Annotated in this window: 15 protein-coding genes and 2 pseudogenes; 4 read left to right on the top strand and 13 right to left on the bottom strand. The window is 61.6% G+C overall.

Annotation, left to right across the window (positions count from 1 at the left end; translation table 11 throughout):
• The first annotated feature begins 240 nt into the window (after window positions 1-240).
• Window positions 241-1,388, top strand: a protein-coding gene (locus BG28_RS13975) for an IS3 family transposase (RefSeq protein ID WP_152539320.1) whose coding sequence is annotated in 2 segments (ribosomal slippage) — window positions 241-505 and window positions 505-1,388 — 1,149 coding nt in all. Because the reading frame shifts where the segments join, the coding sequence is not laid out codon by codon here.
• An 11-nt stretch (window positions 1,389-1,399) separates the two neighbouring features.
• Here BG28_RS13975 and BG28_RS13970 read toward each other — a convergent pair.
• From BG28_RS13970 to BG28_RS13955, 4 genes are all read right to left on the bottom strand, one after another.
• Window positions 1,400-1,645 (bottom strand): hypothetical protein, encoded by a 246-nt coding sequence (locus BG28_RS13970; protein WP_036478194.1) that lies wholly within the window; start codon window positions 1,643-1,645, stop codon window positions 1,400-1,402.
• A 201-nt stretch (window positions 1,646-1,846) separates the two neighbouring features.
• Window positions 1,847-2,389: a carboxymuconolactone decarboxylase family protein gene (locus BG28_RS13965; protein WP_036478192.1), complete on the bottom strand. Its 543-nt coding sequence runs from the start codon at window positions 2,387-2,389 to the stop codon at window positions 1,847-1,849.
• Window positions 2,390-2,446: 57 nt separating this feature from the next.
• Window positions 2,447-3,157, bottom strand: a complete 711-nt coding sequence (locus BG28_RS13960; protein ID WP_036478190.1) for a Crp/Fnr family transcriptional regulator — start codon at window positions 3,155-3,157, stop codon at window positions 2,447-2,449.
• A 387-nt stretch (window positions 3,158-3,544) separates the two neighbouring features.
• Entirely contained in the window at window positions 3,545-4,792 is a 1,248-nt protein-coding gene (locus tag BG28_RS13955; protein WP_036478188.1) for an IS256 family transposase, read from the bottom strand.
• Window positions 4,793-5,753: 961 nt separating this feature from the next.
• Between BG28_RS13955 and BG28_RS13950 the strand changes: the two genes are divergently transcribed.
• A complete protein-coding gene (locus BG28_RS13950) occupies window positions 5,754-6,104 on the top strand; it encodes a hypothetical protein (protein WP_036478186.1) in 351 nt (116 codons plus the stop codon).
• A gap of 1,771 nt (window positions 6,105-7,875) precedes the next feature.
• Here the strand turns inward: BG28_RS13950 and BG28_RS13935 are convergent.
• The 7 genes from BG28_RS13935 to BG28_RS13910 all read right to left on the bottom strand — a co-directional run bounded on the left by BG28_RS13935 (window position 7,876) and on the right by BG28_RS13910 (window position 12,783).
• On the bottom strand, window positions 7,876-8,055 hold the full coding sequence (locus tag BG28_RS13935) for a hypothetical protein (protein WP_152539318.1): 180 nt from the start codon (window positions 8,053-8,055) through the stop codon (window positions 7,876-7,878).
• A gap of 206 nt (window positions 8,056-8,261) precedes the next feature.
• The gene (locus tag BG28_RS15570; protein WP_161634854.1) at window positions 8,262-8,495 is read right to left on the bottom strand and encodes a hypothetical protein; all 234 of its coding nucleotides are present in this window, start codon (window positions 8,493-8,495) and stop codon (window positions 8,262-8,264) included.
• 245 nt (window positions 8,496-8,740) lie between these two features.
• Window positions 8,741-9,280 (bottom strand): cytochrome b5-like heme/steroid binding domain-containing protein, encoded by a 540-nt coding sequence (locus tag BG28_RS14655; RefSeq protein WP_051501519.1) that lies wholly within the window; start codon window positions 9,278-9,280, stop codon window positions 8,741-8,743.
• Window positions 9,277-9,705 (bottom strand): hypothetical protein, encoded by a 429-nt coding sequence (locus tag BG28_RS13925; protein WP_200869374.1) that lies wholly within the window; start codon window positions 9,703-9,705, stop codon window positions 9,277-9,279. Before BG28_RS13925 ends, BG28_RS14655 begins: the two co-directional genes overlap by 4 nt.
• A 313-nt stretch (window positions 9,706-10,018) precedes the next feature.
• Window positions 10,019-10,837 carry a hypothetical protein gene (locus tag BG28_RS13920; RefSeq protein WP_036478180.1) on the bottom strand — a complete coding sequence of 273 codons (819 nt, stop codon included), beginning with the start codon at window positions 10,835-10,837 and terminating at the stop codon, window positions 10,019-10,021.
• 425 nt (window positions 10,838-11,262) lie between these two features.
• Complete coding sequence (locus BG28_RS15565; protein WP_235181141.1) at window positions 11,263-12,087, bottom strand: class F sortase; 825 nt, start codon at window positions 12,085-12,087, stop codon at window positions 11,263-11,265.
• Between the two features lie 234 nt (window positions 12,088-12,321).
• Window positions 12,322-12,783, bottom strand: a complete 462-nt coding sequence (locus tag BG28_RS13910) for a hypothetical protein (RefSeq protein ID WP_235181140.1) — start codon at window positions 12,781-12,783, stop codon at window positions 12,322-12,324.
• Window positions 12,784-13,068: 285 nt separating this feature from the next.
• Here BG28_RS13910 and BG28_RS13905 point away from each other — a divergent pair, with 285 nt between their 5' ends.
• Together BG28_RS13905 and BG28_RS13895 are read left to right on the top strand one after the other, a co-directional pair.
• Window positions 13,069-14,466, top strand: coding sequence for an IS30 family transposase (locus tag BG28_RS13905; protein ID WP_051501518.1), 1,398 nt, complete (start codon window positions 13,069-13,071; stop codon window positions 14,464-14,466).
• Between the two features lie 349 nt (window positions 14,467-14,815).
• Window positions 14,816-15,554 (top strand): annotated as a pseudogene (locus BG28_RS13895) (flavodoxin family protein).
• A 352-nt stretch (window positions 15,555-15,906) separates the two neighbouring features.
• Here BG28_RS13895 and BG28_RS13890 read toward each other — a convergent pair.
• Both BG28_RS13890 and BG28_RS13885 read right to left on the bottom strand, forming a co-directional pair.
• Complete coding sequence (locus BG28_RS13890; RefSeq protein WP_036478176.1) at window positions 15,907-16,308, bottom strand: four-helix bundle copper-binding protein; 402 nt, start codon at window positions 16,306-16,308, stop codon at window positions 15,907-15,909.
• 100 nt (window positions 16,309-16,408) lie between these two features.
• Window positions 16,409-16,618 (bottom strand): annotated as a pseudogene (locus BG28_RS13885) (transposase); the annotation flags it as partial.
• Window positions 16,619-16,725 lie beyond the last annotated feature (107 nt).

The following is a 16,725-nucleotide window of genomic DNA, read 5'->3' as shown; positions in this document are numbered from 1 at the left end:
TTCCGTAGCCGGAAGGAGGTGGGACTGCCCATGCCGATGCCGCCAGCCTCCCTGATTGGAGTGGACTACCTTTTCGAACCAGACGTCCTGGTAGAAGTAGAAGCGACAGCAGTCATCGATTAAACCTGTCGGTAGCCAGCGCCTCCCCGGAGCAACACCAGTGGTTGGGTCCCCGGGTAGGAGTCCAGTGACTGTGTGGGTTTCGCATCCGATAATGGGTGCAGGAGGAAATTCACTGACATGGCACGTAGACATACCCCGGATCAGGTCATCGCGAAAGTGCGCGAGGGCCAGAGACTCCTCAACGACGGACGGCCGATGATCGAGGTCATCAAGGAACTGCAGGTGACTGAGGCGACCTGGTATCGGTGGTTGCAGCAGTACGGGTCCGAGAAGAACGCCACTCAGACCAAAGCCGTCAAGGACCTTGAGAAAGAGAACGCTCGACTGAAGAAGCTGGTTGCAGAGAAAGAACTGGCCATCGACATTTTGAATGAGGTGGCCCGGGGAAAATTCTGAGCCCTGAACCTCGCCGCCGCGCCGTGGCCATGGCGCAGGAGAAGTTCGGGGCGTCCGAGAGGTTCGCCTGCAAGGTGCTGGGTCAGAACCGCTCAGTGCTGCGCAAGGGCCGGCCGGTGGTCAGCTTTGAAGAGGTCCAGCTGCGCGCTGATCTACGAGTCGTGGCCGGGAAGCATCCGGCGTGGGGCTGGCGCAAGGCGCGCTGGCACCTGCTGGAGCAGCCGCAGTGGGAGACGGTGGCGCTGAATAAGAAGCGCGTACGCCGGCTCTGGCGGGCCGAAGGGCTCACCTGCAAGCCCAAGGCGCGGAAGAAGCGCCGCACCGGTCCCGGCGCTGGGGAGCAGAAGCGGTTGCGGGCCGAATATCCGATGCATGTGGTCAGCTTCGACTTCCAATCCGACGTGACCTCCTGCGGCCGGCATATTAGGTTCTTCAACGTCATTGATGAATACACCCGCACCGCCCTGGCCATTATCCCGCGGCGGTCGTTCACTGCCACCGATGTGGTCGCCGTCCTGGAGAACATCATCGCCGAAACCGGCACCGTGCCGACCTACGTCCGGTCCGATAATGGGCCGGAATTCACCGCTGCCGCGCTGGTCGACTGGTGCGCAACCGCCGGGGTCGATACCGCGTTCATCGATCCAGGATCGCCCTGGCAGAATGGGTTCGCCGAATCATTCAACGCCCAATTCAGAAGGGAACAACTGACTGGGGAGATCATGGACACGATGGCCGAGGCAGAGTACTTGGCCGACGAGTGGAAAGACATTTACAATTATGGACGGCCCCACGGATCCCTCGATGGACTGACACCGAAGCGATACTGGGAACGCTGGACCGCAGAGAACCAATTAGCTATCGCATAGCCACTGGGCTGCTAACGGGGGCCCAACCACTCGAAGGTCTCGATTCCGGCGATCTCGATGTCTTCGCGTGCCTGTGGCGCAGGGTCGTTGACCACTGCGACCGCGACTAAAGCTCCGACCATAGCGAGGGCGGTGACTCCACCTGCGCCCCAGAAGAGCTTTCTTTTACGAGAGGCCCTGGTCTCAGCGGCCCGGTGGGCGGCGAGCAGCTCGGCGCGATCCTGCCGCGGCGCATCGGGATTCATATCACTGGCCATGGGCTGATCTCCTCAAAGACCTGACTCGGCCTCAAGAGACCAGCCAGTCCTTACGTATGCATTCGGAATGACACTCACCTGAACCCGGCACCCGGTTGGCGTGAGTCAGCCAGGACCGAGCCCGAGGGGACTGATGCCCGGCGCGTCAACTCATGGCAACGCGAAACGATGGTGACGACGGTTCAGCGTCGTTGGTAGGTGTTAGAGCGAGGGTGCGGCCGGGACGTCGAGTTCGGTCTTGACCATGTGGTTGAAGTAGTTGGTGTAGAGGTTCACCGCCACATGGGTGGAGAGCTCGGTCAGTTCCTCGGTGCTCCATCCGGCATCAAGGGCCGCCTGCCAGGTGGTGTCATCGACGTTGCCCTTCTCCGCGGTTGCTTCGCGGGCGACCTTCAGCAGGGCGGCCAGTTTGGGGTCGAAGTCGAGGTCACCGCGGCGGATGGCGACGGTCTGGTCCTCGCTGAGTCCTGCGGCCTTGGCTCCTTGGGTGTGGGCGGACTGGCAGTAGGTGCACTCATCGACGTTGCCGACTGCCAGTGCGATGGCCTCGCGGGTCTGGGCGTCGAAGGTGCCGTAGTCCTCGATGGCCTGCTGGATGGCGATGTAGGCCTGGAGCACCACGGGGGAGGTGGCCATGGCCCCGTGGATGTTCAGGACCTTGCCGAACTGCTGTTCGAGGTTCTTCAGCTCAGACTGGGCGTTCTCTGGTGCGGTCTCGGTGGTAGCTGGGGTGACTCGGGTCATGGTGGTGCCTTTCTTTCGTACGGGCTCCGCCTCCCCGGTGTGGGGTGGCGGAAGAATCTAGGAGGTGGTCCTGGCGATGGATCGCAGGCGCTGGGAATCTCGGACGGTGATGCGTCCGCGGGACTGTCTGATGAGGCCCTTGCCGGCGAAGTCGGAGACGGTCTTGCTGGTGGCTTCCCGGGTGGCGCCGAGCAGGCCGGCGAGCTGCTCATGGGTGATGCGGATGAGACTGCCGTGGCCTAACCGGGCGCTGAGCGCGTTCGTGGGAGCGGACTCGGCCAGGGTCAGCAGTGTCTTGGCGGTGCGGGCTGCCAGGGGGCGCAGCGCGAGATCGGTAAGCCGCTCCTCGAGCCGAGCCACCTCGTCTCCGAGGAGCTTCGCGATGCGCAGGGCGATGCGCGGGTCCGCGACCAGGTGTCGCTCGACGTCTTCAACGGTGAGCTGGCAGATGACTGAGTCTTCGACGGCCTCGGCGTAGTTCTCATACATCTGCTGACCCACCAGCAGCATCTCTCCGAAGACCGCTCCAGGTTCAAGGATGGCCAGGGTCAGGGCTTTGCCGTCTTCGGCGACCCGGAAGATCCGCACCCGGCCCGATTTCAGCACGAACAGAGCGCTGACCGGTTCTGATTGGGAGAAGATCAGGTCCCCGGGGCCGAACCGGCGTTCGGGGACCATCATGTGCATGGCCTCTATCTCGGCCGGGGTGAGGTCGGCGAAGAGGTCCATCTCGTTGAGGCAGGTGAAGCCGTCGGCGTCGAAGGTCAAAGGATCTTCTTCCCGTCGTTGGGAGGACCAGGGCTGATCTCCGCACATTGAAGCATGCGCGAGACCGTGTGCACACGCACCATGAGGTTCCATGATGGACATCTCAACCCCTCCTCTCCAACTTCGACGCCCCTAACCACATTAGGAATGGGGTGCGGGACGGGTCTGCAATCCAGCACACACTCCCAAGAAGATCTCAGCAGTGGGATATGGCAGTGCGGCACTGACCACCCTGTCAGGCGTTGCCGAGCGGATCACGTAAGCCCGCCGCGCATCCCGAGTGAGTCAGACGCAGGGAGCCCTGGCGGGGCACAAGCACGGCTGGGCCCGCCAAAGTGGGTCAAGTCCCAGGTAGTGGTGTAGCGCGGTGTCCTTCATTGTGATCAATCAGGCGCTGAGTTTCAGAGCAATGTCGGCCCCCACTTCCCTTCCCACGTCGGGTAAGAGACTCAGGCGGCTCTTCGCGAGGATCTCCAGACCAAGGTAGCGGCGGCCCTCTGCCCATTCATCAGTCTGTTCAGCCAGAACAGCGCCGACGAGACGAATGATCGCCTCCCGGTTGGGGAAGATCCCGACGCTATCTGTGCGGCGCCGGATCTCGCGGTTGAGCCGCTCATTGGGATTATTCGACCAGACCTGTGACCAGAGACCTTCGGGGAAGCTGGTGAACGTGAGGATCTCCGCCCGGGCGGCGTCGAGATGCTCATAAGCGTCGGGGAGCTTGGTCTCGACGTAGTCCAGGAGCCGGTCGAACTGGGCGTGGACCGCCTCGGCATCGGGCTGGTCATAAACCGAGTGCAGCATGGCTTTCACCGCCGGCCACATGGCCTTGGGGCAGACGCTCATCAGGTTCGCCGCGTAATGGGTACGGCATCTCTGCCACCCAGCGCCAGGCAGATTCGCCGCGATCGCTTCCACCAGGCCCTGGTGGGCATCAGAGGTGACCAGCTGGACTCCCCTGAGTCCGCGGGCGACGAGGTCGGCGAAGAAGCTGTTCCATGCCGTCCCAGTCTCACTTGTTGCGACCCGCATGCCCAGGACCTCTCGGCGCCCATCGGCGTTGACCCCGGTCGCGATGAGCACGACCGCGTTGATCACCCGGCCGCCTTCTCGGACCTTCATGGTCAGCGCGTCGGCGGCGACGAAGGTGAACGGGCCGGCATCATCGAGGGGCCGGTGGCGGAACTGGTCGACGTGTTCATCGAGGTCTGCTGCCATCCGCGAGACCTGGGACTTCGAGAGCGCGTTGATCCCGAGGGTCTTGACGAGCTTGTCCATCCGCCGTGTGGAGACCCCGGCGAGGTAGCAGTCAGCCACGACGGTGATCAGCGCTGATTCCGCTCGTTTGCGACGCTCGAGCAGCCATTCAGGGAAGTAGGTGCCCGATCGCAGCTTCGGGACCGCGACATCGACGGTGCCTGCGCGGGTGTCGAGATCGCGGTGTCGGTATCCGTTGCGCTGGGTGGCGCGATCAGCGCTGGGCTTGCCCCATTCGGCTCCGATCACGGCGTCCGCGTCAGCGGAGAGCAGTGCGTTGATCATAGTCTGGAGCAGGTTGCGCATCAGATCTGGGGATGCGTCGGTCAGGGCTTCAGCGAGGAGGCCGGCAGGGTCGATAATGTGAGGTGCGGTCATCGTGATGATGCCTTTCGAGTGGGATGTGAGAGTTTTTCTCGAAGGATCACACGGTGGCCGCGTCCATGTCGGGAACGACAGGCTTGGCCACCATGGGTTACACCACTATGCGGGACTCAACTCCAAAGTGTTCACAGATACGGCGTCCTGCCAATGGGCGAGTGCCTTCGCTTAAGGACACCAGATCCATGCTCCCACGAGCAGGCGGGGTGTCGGTTGAGCTCTTTCATGACAGTCCAGTGCCCTCAAGACAGAGGTCCGAGAGGGGGTTGCGTGGCGCTGGGTTGTTCAGAATTTCTGCACAGGTGTGGTGTGGGCCCGTCCGCCTCGCTGCGCAGTGGAAGTATCCCTATACGTGGTGCCCTGTTGGCCAGAATGTGGAGTGTGAGATAGGTCTTTACCGCGCTCCATGCTCGGGGATCGACGTGGTCAAGTTCGCGAAGATCGACGGTGACCTTGGGGCACCCTTGTAGAGCCAGAGCACATCGAAGCGTGGAGACTAATTCTCGGGTGTTCTGCGCGGTGAGAGCTCCAGTTGCGGCCAAGTGAAGGGGACCGGGTAATACCTCAGCGGTAAGGGTCAGGTGCAGGGAACGATCCATAGTTTCTCCGATTATCGGTAGGGAAAGCCCGTTGCTTGAGTCTTTCACCCTAATCCCAGAACTGTTGGTAGGGGAGTGTTGATCGTCTGTAGATAAGACGGATCTGATTCATCACAGCGGAATGGGGAGAAAAGACCGTCGATTCACTGGAGCCCAGACCAGACCGAGGCTCGAAGATTTCCCTATGGGTCCGGAGAAAGCCTCCGTGGAGGCGCGCAGTCCAGTGCTATGGACCTGGGCCGTGGCTGATCAATGTCGCGGGGAGGGAGCGCCTCGTGCTCATCGTCAATCCTGTGGTCAGCGATCGTTGTGGAATCTAGGACACCGTTGTGCCGGTGGCCGAGATCTAGAGTGGGGTCATGTCCATCTCGTTTGTCGTGACCCTCGCCATGGTCGTCGTTGCCCTGCTGGTGCTGCGTCTGTCCATCCCGGGCCTGCCTCCACAGCGGCTGGCCCGGCGCCTAACGTGGCTGGACCTTTGTCTCACTGTTGTCGGTGTGCTGGGTCTGGTGCTTCATTGCGCGTCGATGTTCTTCCGTCACCTGGTTGCTGCAGTACCAGGCACTGATGGTCTGATCAGTCAGATCAACACTCTAGGCACGGCGAGTGTGATCTGGTACGTGATTCCGGCCGTATTAGTCATGGGTGGGGGTTTGCGCCCGCCCAGCACCCGGGGGGCGCGCTGGTCTTTATTGGGCGGGCAGCGCTGATGGGCGGTAGGCATCACGATGTACAACGGGACCCCATTGTCTACGCATCTGGACACGATCTTCGTGGCGGGGCTGATGATCGCAGCAACAATGTTTCTGCTCAGCATTCCTCCCTGGGTTCGCCCCGTGCCCTCGGCCCTGCCCGCTACCGCCTAATCGGACCTGAACCATTGACGGCGCTGCCAACTAGCTTCGGTAACCCGCCGGACCCCGAAGCCTCCTAGCCACTGAATCGCGAACCCCCGAGCTTCTCAGCGATCAGTTTCTTCGGCTTGGACTCAACATATTTCTTGGTGTCGGACGATGCCGCAAGGCTGGTGCGCGCGATCCTAGATCGCACGGAAGACTGGGTGACCTGGTGGCCCCTAGTGGAGCTAAGAATCCGGCAGTGAGGCATCTAAACCGCCCGCCTAGGAGGTATCACCAAACGGGCGGCGCCTTGTCCTTAAGGGGAAGGACTCAGCGCTTTTAGCCTAGTGGAGGCGACCACGTCGTTGCCAAGTTTATGCGCCTGCCTGTGCTGACCGGCATCTGACTGGCGTATGTGGGCGGGTGCCGCTCTAGCAGGGAGGACGGGTTCCAGGCTCGACGCTGAGATGACGGGGCAGCGCCCACCATCGAGACCACCCGGGGATGCTGAACGAGAGTCATTTCTGGGATGTGTGCCCCACAGGTGAGCAGGGTCGCGCACCGGCGGGGCACAATGGGATCGCTGAGAACAGGTGCATAGCTACTCTGGTCGGGGATCACAAGAGGCGTTCGGGCTAGTAGGCCCGGCCTGGGGAGATGTAGAGGCGTCGGGCGGCATCGTGTCTCGGACCAACCGGTTCCGGAGTCTCTGGAGCCAGGTGAGGCCGTCCTCCTCCGTGACCTGGAAAGTGGAGGCGTCTCTCCACACTCGGGTGAAGACTGCTTCAAGGATGCTCTCGGCGGCACTCTTCTCGGGTACGACCCGTAGTATCGCCAGCAGTATGAACCGGCCATACTTTTCGTAGAACACAGTGAACGCCTGCTCATCGCCGCCTGTGATCCTCGCCAGGAGGTCTCCGCAGACATCCACCAAGGGGACGTGCCTGCTGGCGCCTCCAGGGGAGGGTGCCTCTGAGCTCTGACCTGCACACATGGGTTAAGAGTGACACGTTATAAGCGACTCGGGGCACTCTTGGACTTCTGGGCCCTACGGGTTTTGCGTGTTGATACCGCCCCGGGTGTGATGTTGTCAAAGAGGTGATCACATCGAGGTGCACGTTGGGACAGAACTGACCCAGATGTGGGGACACTGCGCATTCCTGGAGTTGCTGTCCTGGGTGATGGGTCCCTTTGGTCTTCTCGGGGCCGCCGTTGAGGGGTGCCGTGGGCAGGGCCCCTCGGTCAGTGACACGCGGTTCGCCGTGATGACCAGAGGGGGTGAGTCTTTCGACGTGTTCTGTGGAGGTGAGAGCCCCGCCAACCACTTCCGGAGTTGACGGGGATTCAGCTCACTGCTGTTCCCTGGAAGGGGAACCAACCGGGCACGAAAGGACAACCGCCCGGTTGTCCACCTATCCTACGGGTGCCCTTGACATGGGGGAAGAGCAGAGAAGTTACCCAGGGCTCTTTCCTCCAGCCCTGGGTGCTTTGAGGGCTGTGGGGCTGAGGGGCTGTGGGGTTCAGGGGGTAGGTGTCAGTGGCTGGGGTTACTGGGGGTGAAGTGGATGCGTCCACCGCGTTCCAGGGACTCAGTCATGACTTCGACGTGCTTCTTCGTTGCCGCAGTGTCAGTTCTTGGCCGCTAGATGAACTTAATGGTCGCAGCCGAACTGATCCAGACCGACATCGAGGTGTCTTCCAGGGCACCAGCGGAGTTCACAGCGAGTCCGTCGATGACCAGACCGTTACGGTTGGTTAAACCCAGCTGGATGACGACGGAGAGGGCTTCGACCATCGGGTCCAGGGCCTCTAGTGTGAGCATTTGTCCGTGCTGATGGATTTCGACTCTACTCATATCAACCTCTTCCACAGTAGAAACGTTCGTGGCACTTCAGCCCAGTGGGATTACTTCACCCACAGCGGTCAATCGTCCCGGCGGGATGGTCGAGGGGCAGCTAATCCCTGCCGCCCACGAGCCGTGAACCGCCATCGAGGGCCATCGGCTGGGCCATAGGTCATGGTCATGGGTCATGGGTCGAGGGAGAGGGGCATCCATGGATTCTTATCCAGGGAGGAAAGGGCTGCTTTCACCTCGGCTTCGGGCGGAGCCGGGGATTGATCGACGGGGAACTCGAGGCTGAAATCCGTGCTTGAGCCCAGCACGGTGAACACGTAGTTATCGAAGCTGCCCTGTGTGGTGATCGTGCGTTGGCGGACCTGGAGGGGTGTGCTTTTTCCTTGATCGGCTCGGGCTGCGATCACTGCTCGTAGTACTGCTGCTTGCAGTGGGGGAATCCCTAGTCGGTAGTGCTTCGTTCCGGCGCTGAATCGAAGCGTCACGTGTTGGGTCTGCATTGGGTGTGGGCCTTTCTGGATTCTTGCGCTGGGCCCACACTCTCGGCGCGGCGCACCCAGACTCCATCGTGGCATGTTCGATACGGTCGCCTACAGTTCCGGACAAGGGCACACAGCCCTCGTCACGTCTTCTCTCGGCGGTGGTGACCGGCTCAGTTCTCGAGGGTGCCGATCTCGAATTCGGCGAGCTGCTGCTCGGGGCCTTCGCTGCCGCCGTGTTGGCCTTCGAAGGCCTCTGCTGCATCAGTACCGCACAGCCCTTCGATCCGGTCGGCGCCTCCTGGATGATCCTCGATCCAGTCGGTGAGGTCATAGACGGTCCCGTCCATGACCGCCCAGCAGGACTCGGGAGAGTCGTTCTCCTCGACTTGGTCCATAGTCAGGGCCTCGTCAGAAGATTCCTGATCCTCTTCCACCGTGTAGCCCTCAGTAGTGTTCTCCTCTGCCTCGGTGTTCCCACCGTCTGCCGGGGCAGTCTCTGTCTGGTCGGGGCTGGTCTCCTGGGGGGCCTCAGCCTCTTGAGAAGCTTCGGTCTCCTCAGGGGCCTCGGTGTCCTGCGCCGTTTCGGGTTCGGGGGCGTCTTGAGCTTCGTCCGCGCCTTGCCCGCATGCCGAGAGCAGGAGGAGGCTTCCGGCCGCTACTGGGACCAGGAGAGACTGTCTCCAGTGGATTTTCCGCGTGATGGTGTTCATGAGGGTGCTCCTTCGAGATAGTCACTACGAGATTCAGATGAGCGGCCGACGGTGCTGCGCCGCTGGACGGAGAAGGCCCAGGCGGTGAGCCATGTCGCCATCACGGTGAGGACCAAGGCTCCACTGACGTGTTGAGTCAGTGTCATGGCGTTGCCCAAGAGAGCTTGGAGGAATGTCAGGCCGAACAGTGCCACCGCGGTGATGGCTGGCACCAGACCGGCCTTGGTGAGCCGAGCAAAGAGGATGAGGGTCACGGCGAGGAATCCAGAGGTGACGTGAATCCCAATGGCTGCAAGACCATGGACCCCGAGTCCGCGGAAGTCCTGGACGAAGAGTCCTGCTGAAGCAAAGAGAAACCCCAGGGTGGCCAGTTGGGCCAGGCATAGGCATCGCGCCGCGATGAGAAGCGTGGGGGAGGAGAACATGTTCGGTCTACCTCTGGCTTTCTTTATCTGGACTCAGGTGAGTCGTTATCTGCGGAGATTGCACTCTCCAGAGCACGCCAGCTGCAAGGCTGTGAATGGCTGAGCTCGATGGAAGTATCCCGCGACTGGCGCCAGGGGAGGGCCACAGGTGGTGGCCTGATATAGCAGTGGCCCCACAGAACCAGGAGGTATCTGTAGGGCCACCACTATGTCGTCATCATGATCTGAGCCGTTGAAGCACCACGGGCCACCACCCTTAAGGGAGGTCGCTCGCCCTGCTGGTCAGGCGTGGGTGATCAGGACTCGGAGCGGTTCAGGACTCGACGGGGCGCTGGCGCATGAAGTACGCACCTGCACCGATCGCGCCCAGGGCCAGCACGCCGCCACCGGCGGCCATGGCCACCCCATTGCCCTGGGACCCGCCGGAGACGCCGGTGTCGGCGCCGCCTTCAGGCATCCCGTCCATCTGCGAAGCGGTCAGCGTGCCACAGGCAGCCGGAAGAGTCGCGGCCAGGGGCAGGGACTCATCCAGGGTGCTCTGCTTCGCCGCAGCTTCCTCTGGCATCAGCTCTGGGTTTACACCGTGAACCACGATCACGCCGGTGCCGTCAACGATGGAGGCCAGCACGTCATCGGGGATCTCAAGGTCGCGCTCGTAGGTGTAGCTGGAACCACCGGGGAAGCGTTCCACGGCCAGAGCTGAATCCGGTGAGGTGTCACCTTCGATGGTCAGGGAGGAGCCGATGCCGCCGTAGGAGGGCTCGCCTTCGGGGGTGTTGACAACACCGTCACCGTCTTCGTCAGCATCGGGTCCTGGGCACAGGCCCTGGGCGCCGAAGTGGATGTGCTGAGCGTGGGGGAAGGGCCCGTCCATGAAGGTCTCTGCTGCACCATCGACGGTCATGTACACGGTGGCCTGGTTGCCCTGGCCCTCGATGAGCACGTCACCGACGGTGCCGGAGTTGTTCAGCGGGTCCAGGTTGGTCTGGAAGGACCAGGACTCGCTTGAGTCGGACGTGGCGGCACCATCGGTCTGGATCTCGTGGTCGGAATGTGCCATGGCTGGACCGGCGCTGAGCAGAATGGCGCCCAGGGCCAGGGTCGGAACAGCGAAGAATTTTGATGTACGCATTTTGAGGGACTCCTCATCAGAGTGGTGTGGTTGTACGGACCTTCGATCGTGGTATCGACCAGGCCACGTACGTGGGGTTCGGAGCGAGATCAGGATCGGATGGTGAAAATCTAGAAAAAGTTTCTCAGCTCATCGATCCGCTTCACCCCGGAGGTGCCCGCCTGCTCGGTATCGGCAAAGGATCCGGGCCGCCATCTTCTTGAAGATGATGGCGTGAAGACCGTTCACGCGTCCAGGGGTCCCGGGCGCGACATTCTTAGAGTAACTCAGATCACTCACGTTAAGAAACTAGTTCGATGGTTCAACTGTTGAGAAAGATATGTGGAACGCGTCGTCTCGTTAATCCACTAGCGGTGCCGAAAGACTAAGTATTCTGCGCGTGCGGGAAGTACTGAGGTCGCTGTGTCGGACCGGCTGTTCGGTCTCTACCCGGCGAGGGTGGCGTAGACCACGTAGTTGTCTTCGTACTCTCCGGTGGCTTGGTTGTACCCGTCACAGGTGATCAGCCGCAGTTCTGGGTCTTCGGTGTTGCCGTAGACCTCCAGGGTGGGGAAGGTGTCTTGATCGTATTGCTCGGCCTTGGTCACCTCAAATGTGGCGGTGGTGCCGTCTTCCCGGTCGATGGTGATCTCATCTCCTTCGACGAGGTCGGGAAGATCAGCGAATACCCCGGGTTCTCCGAGAGAGTCATCGACATGTCCTAGCAGCACTGCGGGGCCGGGGTCCCCGGGTGCGGGAGATCCGGTGTACCAGCTGGCGGGTGAGCCTGGGTCTCCGGGGGGAACGTCGAGGGTGTTGTCCTCCTTCAGGCCCAGGTGCATCAGCTCTGAGCCTGCACCGATGGAGGAGATCTCGAAGGACTCAGGCGCCGCGGCGTCAGCGACATCATCAGCCTGGTCAGCCTGGTCAGCCTGGTCAGCCTGGTCGTCTTGGCTGGTGGAATCAGTGGGCGAGGCTGAAGCAGCATCGTCGTCCGCCTCCGACTCGTCAGGCTCGGCTTGTTCATCCGGTTCGTCCTGCGAAGACCCCTGCGCCGGTGAAGAGTCTTGAGTTTCTGTGGGGCTGGCTTCAGTTTCGACGACTGCGGTGTCATCTTCCTGCCCAGGTTCCGGTTCGCTGTCTTGCCCGGGGGAACACGCTGTGAGTGTCAGCATCAGCATGGAGACGATCGCGACTCCGGCATTGCGCGAGCGATTCGACGCCACGGCGGTGGTCACGGCCTCAGGGTGTCGGTGACGGGGGTGCGGCATGCGAGGTCTCTTTCGCGTAGGCGGTCGACACCAGAGAATAAGCGTCTTGGGGTTACTTCTGCTTCAACCAGGTGGGGCGTCTGGTCAATCTACAGGCCCACCCTCAGCGTGTTGGTGTGGTGTCTGGATTGGTTGCAGAGAGGTGCCGGGATAGAAGGGAGACGATTCTTTGGATTGACTCCTCGTGAGTTCAGGACAATGGCAGGCTCAACTGGTCGTGCAGGAGTTTGACGTCTAGTTGCGCCGATTCAGGGCTGCGACGGCGATCAGCCCGAGGACCAGGCCGTAGGCGAGGTGGCCCATCAGGCTCCACAGCGCTGGGGCATTTATGGCGAAGGCCGGCATCCCCATCATCAGGGGCATGATCAGCAAGGCGCCCAAGACCCACCAGAGGCCACCGTAGAGCAAGCCGACGATCGCTCCCCGGCCGTAGCTTGAGAGTGTCCCACCGAGGGGGATGGTCAGACCCAGTCCAAGGAGGACGGAGATGGCCAGGTGGACGCCGAAGCCCACACCAGCAGAGGTGCTTCCGACCATGGAGGCGATCATCGGCAACATGCCCATCATCGCCATCAAGATTCCGAAGACGACCCCGCCGGCTACGCCTCCGATGGCACCGGCAGAGATCTTCTGTCCCATCGTGGTGGCCGGAGCTGCGGTACGTGATGTTGCGTGTGTTGCGTTGGGGACAGACATCGGAGGATCCCTTCTAGAGGTAAGTACCTGGGACCTCAACGTAGGGCGACCGTCACACTTGTTCTGCGATCCAGGACACACAACGACAGGGTGCCGGCGAGTGAACCGGCTGTAGGGGCTGCTGCGCTGACAGACGACAGGTTCACCTCATCTGTCAGCAGGTTTCACTGAGAAATATCTGTCGCGAGTGGGGCGGAGGTGTCTTGCAACCAAGGACGAGTGCATCAGGCCGCTCGATGCCGTATTCAACTGGTCGTCGCAACACCTACCTGATGGAGGTGTTCGATGGGCATCGGCCCGAGACAAAAGAAAATCAGGGAAGAGCGGGGGCTCATATACTCGCCGGGACGCCCCAGCATCGCGTGGCGTCAGGACAGAGTCAGATTCTGGGAAGCCATCGCCGCAGGAGCGAAAACCCGAGAAGCAGGTGCGGCCGCCGGGGTCTCGGAGCCAGTAGCGCATCGCTGGTTCCGGCATGCTGGTGGAGTGAACCCACAACTGGCTCCGACCGTCTCGGGGCGCTATCTGTCCTCTGCTGAACGTGAGGACATTGCCCTGTGGCGTGCCCAGCAGGTCGGGGTCCGCGAAATCGCTCGGCGATTGGGCCGCAACACCTCGACCATCTCACGTGAGCTGCGCCGCAACGCCTCGACTCGTACCTACACGCTGGAGTACAAAGCATCCACCGCGCAATGGCACGCAGAACGCCGAGCTAGGAGACCCAAGACCGCGAAGATGGTCACCCACGGGCAGCTGCGCCAATACGTCCAGGACAAGCTCAGCGGCGAGATCATCACCGCTGATGGGGAAATCGTCGGCCCTATCGGGCCGGTGTGGGATGGGAAGAACAAGCCTCACCGCGGTGACCGGGAATGGGTCACGGGATGGAGTCCTCAGCAGATCGCTCGGCGCCTGCCCTTGGACTTCCCCGCCGATTCCTCGATGCGTATCTCCCACGAAGCCATCTATCAGGCCCTCTATGTCGAGTCACGCGGCGGGCTTCAGCGGAAGCAATCGAGGCATCTGCGCAGAGGCCGTGCCAAGCGGAAGCCTCGGGCAAGGACCCACCAGCAAGCCTGGGCACACGTCACCGAGGAGACAGTGCTGAACAAGCGCCCTGCTGAGGTCGAGGACCGCCAAACCGCCGGGCATTGGGAAGGTGATTTGATCATCGGGCTGAAGCGCTCAGCCATGGCCACCCTCATCGAACGCACCACTCGCTACGCGATGCTCGTTCATCTGCCTCGGCAGGCTGGTTACGGGGTGATCCCGCCGAGGAAGAACGGGTCTGCATTGGCTGGTTACGGTGCGCTGACTATGAAGGAGGCACTGGCCAGATCGATCGCGCCGCTGCCTGAGTCGTTGCGCCGTTCCTTGACCTGGGATCGTGGCAAAGAGCTCTCAGCCCACGCCCTGCTGACCGAAGAGACGGGGCTGCCGGTGTACTTTGCCGACGCGATGAGCCCGTGGCAGCGCGGCTCTAACGAACATCTCAATGGTCTTCTCCGCCAGTACTTCCCGAAGGGCACAGACATCTCCAGGTGGAACGCCGATGAGATTGCTGCTGTGGCGACAGCTATGAACAACAGGCCTCGAGGCATTCTCGGGTGGAGAACCCCTGCTGAGGCCTTCGCCGATCAGCTACGCTCGGTCCCAAAGCACGCTGTTGCGACCACCGGTTGAATACGGCGGCGCTCTGCGACGCGGCGGTAGCCACGTACGCCCTGTCCTTGATGGAACGGTGGGAGGGTGCCTGGGAGAACATGAGACGGCTGACCACGGAGGATGCGCGTCTGGGTGTGCTGGATATGCAGCGGCCCACCGGACTCAGCGCTCTGCTGAGTCCATTGGCGAAGACCGTGTGCTGGCTGGGAGGGGCCGATATCGAGGCCCATCCCTGGACGGCCGTGGAGCGTGACTTCACGGAGGTTCGGTCGTCCTCGGTGCGCGGCGGGCATCTACAGATACGAGTAGGGACCACACGGTCGTGGACGGATACCTCGTCCTACGTAGAGAACGAGGAGTCAACACGATGACTGATCATGACCAGACACTGGATCTGGACTTCGATTTCACGGGCTTGAAGGCCGTGTTCTTCAACTGCACCCTCAAGCGCAGCCCTGAGCTGAGCCACACCTCCGGGCTCGTCGACCTCAGTGCGAGGTTGATGCGCAACCAGGGGGTCGAAGTCGACATCATCCGACCGATCGACCATCCGATCGCCACAGGGGTCTACCCGGACATGACCGAACATGGGTGGGAACAAGACGCCTGGCCAGAGATCTTTGAGCACGTGAAGGCAGCCGACATCGTCGTCGTCGCCGGACCGATCTGGCTCGGGGACAACAGCTCGGTGACCAAACAGCTGATTGACGCCTGTACGCGATGTCTGGGATGACGAGCCGATGGCCAGTACATCTACTACGGCAAGGTCGGCGGTGCGCTGATCACCGGCAACGAAGACGGAGTGAAGCACTGTGCCATGAACATCCTCTATAGCCTCCAGCACATCGGGGTGACCATCCCGCCGGGCCGCAGGATGCGGGATGGGATCGGCTCGATCGGTCCCGGACCGAGCTACCTTGACGAAGGGTCAGGCGGGCCAGGAGAGTGACTTCACTAACCGCAACACCACATTCATGGCGTGGAACCTGATGCATCTGGCGAAGCTGCTTCGCCAGTCAGGCGGCATCCCTGCTTGGGGCAACGTGCCGGAGCAATGGAACGCAGGGAAGGATCTTGGTCTCGATCCCAACCCTGAGTACCGATGAGACGTGGGGCGATGCCCTCAAGGAGTGAGGAAGTGGTCTCACCGTCTGTGCACAACTCCAGCTAAGACGGCTGGAGAGTCTGGAGCGGGGTAAGGCCCTGTTTCATCTTGCACGGAGCTGCACCCTGGTGCGGGCATGACAGGCACGAAGGATACGGCGGCCACGAAGGATATGACGGTCATGATGAGTAGAGGCTAGCCGCATGGAGCTAGCAACCCCAGCGGTGCACGATCACGTCGTCAACGGTCGAGTAGAGACCGGATTTGAATCGCTGCTGACCGCGAGCCGATCCCATCGAACAGTCCCTGCAATATTTTTGAGTCGACCCGCTGAGGGGCTCAGCAGGCGGGTTTTAGAACGGGCGAGGCAGTAGACGCTGGCAGGCCTCTTCACACCGTCGGCAGGCCGCGGCTGCCAGTGTGCAGTGTTCGTACTGGTCTGCGTGGCGTTCAGCTTCCATCGCGAAAGTGGTGGCGAAGTCCCGGCACAGCATCAAGATCGTCTTTAAGAGATTGCCGTCGGTCTCTGTGAGCCGGGAAAGAAACCGGGCCGTAGTGGTGCACATGTCCGCGGCATCATGGGCAAGACGGATGGTGGTGCGCAATTCAGCGACCGCATCTTCGGCTAGGCAGGCATCGGCGCAGGAGGTACAGGCCAGGGCCGCGTCTGCGCAGGCTTGAATGCACTCGGCCAGCACACCAGGGATTGATGGGTCCACAGGATGAGCTGAAATCATTGCCGCTGCGGTGTTCATATTGCCCTCATCTTCCCTGATCCGCAGCTACTGGGCCAACGGCGTCGAAGTCATTTACTGCTTGAAAGCCAGGGCCGACACATGTGAGCCGCCCCCTCTGTTAGGTCCACACGTTGTGGGAGTCGTCGTTCTCCGTTTGGTAGGTGCATTGCCGAGCGTACTCGGCGGGCGTGAGGTAGCCCAGCGATGAGTGCGGCCGGGCGTGATTGTATTCCCTCTTCCAATCGCCTATCACGACGCGAGCGTGCAGGAGCGAGTAGAAGCTGTTGATGTTCAAGCACTCATCGCGCAGACGGCTGTTGAATGACTCTGGTTGGGTCCCCGGGTAGGAGTCCAGTGACTGTGTGGGTTTCGCATCCGATAATGGGTGCAGGAGGAAATTCACTGACATGGCACGTAGACATACCCCGGATGCAG

The sequence above is a fragment of the Nesterenkonia sp. AN1 genome (assembly GCF_000582475.1).
Classification (GTDB): Bacteria; Actinomycetota; Actinomycetes; order Actinomycetales; family Micrococcaceae; genus Nesterenkonia; species Nesterenkonia aurantiaca.
The sequence above is the reverse complement of the archived record's forward strand: the minus strand, read 5'-3'. Positions and strand labels throughout refer to the sequence as shown.

Coding starts and splice junctions, on each gene's coding strand:
- BG28_RS13970 (WP_036478194.1), bottom strand. CDS start 1,645: ATGGCCAGTGATATGAATCCCGATGCGCCGCGGCAGGATCGCGCCGAG.
- BG28_RS13965 (WP_036478192.1), bottom strand. CDS start 2,389: ATGACCCGAGTCACCCCAGCTACCACCGAGACCGCACCAGAGAACGCC.
- BG28_RS13955 (WP_036478188.1), bottom strand. CDS start 4,792: ATGACCGCACCTCACATTATCGACCCTGCCGGCCTCCTCGCTGAAGCC.
- BG28_RS13950 (WP_036478186.1), top strand. CDS start 5,754: ATGTCCATCTCGTTTGTCGTGACCCTCGCCATGGTCGTCGTTGCCCTG.
- BG28_RS13935 (WP_152539318.1), bottom strand. CDS start 8,055: ATGCTCACACTAGAGGCCCTGGACCCGATGGTCGAAGCCCTCTCCGTC.
- BG28_RS14655 (WP_051501519.1), bottom strand. CDS start 9,280: ATGAACACCATCACGCGGAAAATCCACTGGAGACAGTCTCTCCTGGTC.
- BG28_RS13925 (WP_200869374.1), bottom strand. CDS start 9,705: ATGTTCTCCTCCCCCACGCTTCTCATCGCGGCGCGATGCCTATGCCTG.
- BG28_RS13920 (WP_036478180.1), bottom strand. CDS start 10,837: ATGCGTACATCAAAATTCTTCGCTGTTCCGACCCTGGCCCTGGGCGCC.
- BG28_RS15565 (WP_235181141.1), bottom strand. CDS start 12,087: ATGCCGCACCCCCGTCACCGACACCCTGAGGCCGTGACCACCGCCGTG.
- BG28_RS13910 (WP_235181140.1), bottom strand. CDS start 12,783: ATGTCTGTCCCCAACGCAACACACGCAACATCACGTACCGCAGCTCCG.
- BG28_RS13905 (WP_051501518.1), top strand. CDS start 13,069: ATGGGCATCGGCCCGAGACAAAAGAAAATCAGGGAAGAGCGGGGGCTC.
- BG28_RS13890 (WP_036478176.1), bottom strand. CDS start 16,308: ATGAACACCGCAGCGGCAATGATTTCAGCTCATCCTGTGGACCCATCA.